The sequence below is a fragment of the Shewanella sp. A22 genome, assembly GCF_053850585.1.
Window position 1 is genome coordinate 1 of record NZ_JBSQBN010000219.1, and the last position, 2,492, is coordinate 2,492.

Annotated in this window: 2 protein-coding genes; one reads left to right on the top strand and one right to left on the bottom strand. The window is 40.2% G+C overall.

Features of this window, described 5'->3' with window-relative positions; all coding sequences use genetic code 11:
- The first annotated feature begins 289 nt into the window (after positions 1-289).
- Positions 290-1,558 carry a mechanosensitive ion channel family protein gene (locus tag ACWXWT_RS20290; protein ID WP_456043377.1) on the top strand — a complete coding sequence of 423 codons (1,269 nt, stop codon included), beginning with the start codon at positions 290-292 and terminating at the stop codon, positions 1,556-1,558.
- Between the two features lie 143 nt (positions 1,559-1,701).
- Here ACWXWT_RS20290 and ACWXWT_RS20295 read toward each other — a convergent pair whose 3' ends face one another.
- The gene (locus tag ACWXWT_RS20295; RefSeq protein WP_456043378.1) at positions 1,702-2,256 is read right to left on the bottom strand and encodes a lysophospholipid acyltransferase family protein; all 555 of its coding nucleotides are present in this window, start codon (positions 2,254-2,256) and stop codon (positions 1,702-1,704) included.
- Between the last annotated feature and the right edge of the window lie 236 nt (positions 2,257-2,492).

Sequence of the window (2,492 nt, forward strand, 5' to 3'; positions counted from 1 at the left end):
GATGCTGGAGGTAGAGTAACGCAGGAGCTTGTTACCGAGGATCACTATTCGCTTCAATCATCTGCCTTGCCTACAGCACTTTGAACTCCCGCTGAAAGATCACATATTTAATAGGATTGGTATTAGCTAAAAATTAATATGGTGGCCAGTATAATATTGAATAAGTTAGTTAACGTTTCATCACAAGACAGGGCATAATGAGCATCTTGAAAACTTTACATGTCGGTTGATTGTTGAGTGTTTTAAACGTTCTTTAATGTAAAGAACCAAAGTTGCTAAGGATTTGTTTGTGAATAAAGAAGTACGGATCGAAATTGCTGATTGGTTAACCCGTCTCGGGGTGAATAGTCAGCCAACAGATGGATTGGCAACCTCGATATTAATCTTCGCCTGTTTGGTCATTGCGGGTATTGGCTATTACATCGCCCATCGCTTTGTGGTGCATGGCATCAATGCTGTGATCCGTCGTTCATCGGTAACTTGGGACGATATATTCATGCGCTTTAATGTGTTTGAACGTGTCGCCTTGCTTGTGCCAATTGGGATCCTTGATTTACTGTTACCTATCGTGCTTACCTCACATGAACTGGCTAGCATGATTATTGATCGCATGTTGAGTTCATTATTAGTGTTTTTTGTTTTGCGAGCCATTTATAGCGCGCTTAATGCTGGTGATGAAATTGCTGATGTAAACCATATTAATAGACGCTTACCGGTAAAAAGCTTTGTACAGTTAACTAAGTTATTTCTATTTTTTATTGGCTTAATTGTGGTTTTTGCCATTTTATCCGACCGGTCGCCTATATACTTTTTCAGTGGTTTAGGTGTAGCAACAGGTCTGGTTATGTTGGTTTTTCGCGATACCATTTTAGGCTTTGTAGCTGGTATTCAATTAGCGGCTAACCGTATGGTGAGCAAAGGTGATTGGATCCAAATGGATAAGTATGCCGCAGATGGTGCAGTAGAAGATGTCACCTTGACTACGGTTAAAGTACGTAATTGGGATAACACCATTACGATGATCCCAGCGTATGCCCTAGTATCAGATGCATTTAAAAACTGGCGTGGTATGTCTGAGTCAGGTGGTAGACGCATTAAACGCTCGATAAATATTGATGTGAATAGTATCCAGTTTTTAACTGATGAAGAGCGTATTCGTTTAGGTAAAGTAAATTATTTAAAAGAGTATTTACCACAAATATTCAGTGAGATTAGCGCTGCCAATGCTAATGTTAGCGACATTGAAATGAAGGTTAATGGCCGCCATTTAACTAACATTGGAACGTTCAGAGCGTATTTACAAGAGTATCTACGTCGGCATGACAAGATTCATAAAGATATGACGTTGATGGTAAGACAGCTTGCTCCAACAACTGAAGGCTTGCCGATAGAGCTGTATATTTTTACCAACGATATACGTTGGACTTACTACGAAGCGATTCAAGCCGATATTTTTGATCATATCTTTGCGGTATTACCTGAATTTGGTTTACGTGCATTTCAAATACCGACAGGAACGGACATTCGCAGTATTAAGCATTGCAAAGAGCGGCAGTGATACTTGGCTTACATGAAGAATTGTTTTAGCTGTTTAGATTTTGTAGTGCCTTGAATTGAATAGCTCAGTGACTCTGAATGGCTCAGATGGTTAATGGACGTGGTGTACATGGCGAATCAATTCTAGCTTGTGGCGCCCAGGTATTATTTTTGTTGATAACTCGGAATGGTTTTTGGATGATATCCTTCTATTGAGCGGTAGAAATCCATTAACTGGTTTATTTCAGGTTCAATATTTCCCGTCGGCCGTAAGGGCTTGGCTATAACAATGGTTTTTCGGCCAAAATCTAACCCTATTGGCACAATGTTCACTTCAGATTTCAACGCAATATGATAAAAACCGCTTTTCCAGCGGCTAACTGGGCTGCGAGTACCTTCTGGCGCTAGAGCTAATTTATAATTAGGATTTTGCTTAAACAGCTGGGCTGCAGCATCAACCAAGTTATTGTCTTTTCGTCTATCCACTGGGCTGCCGCCCATTGCACTAAACAGCCAGCCCCATGGCGGAATAAATAGCTGATGTTTACCTAAAAAGTGAATCTTTGTGTTTAGGGCGCTGCGGGCAATAATTCCAATGATGAAATCCCAGTTGCTGGTATGCGGGCCAACAATAATGACACATGCTTGGCTTTTCTCAAGTTGACCTTCGAATTTCCAACCTATTACGTTAAGTAATCCTGAACAAAGTACGTTGAGCATGTTGTGGTTCCAATCTGTGAGTATTTCTTCGAAAGTAATAACGTCGGCATTAATCTTTTAATGTAGCAACACTTTAGTTTAATACCAATCCCATTAAATATCTGGTCAATTCAGAGTCTCTCAGGTTTTTCAATTCAAGGCACATTGATGTAGAAATGGTTGTTGCCTTTTAAATCGATGTAACACAGAAGTGGAATACCTGAGAGACTCCATTCTGGCGGGTTTCAAAGTCCTTT

Bases quoted from the DNA above. Each gene is read 5' to 3' on its own strand.
- ACWXWT_RS20295 (WP_456043378.1), bottom strand. From the start codon at position 2,256: ATGCTCAACGTACTTTGTTCAGGATTACTTAACGTAATAGGTTGGAAA.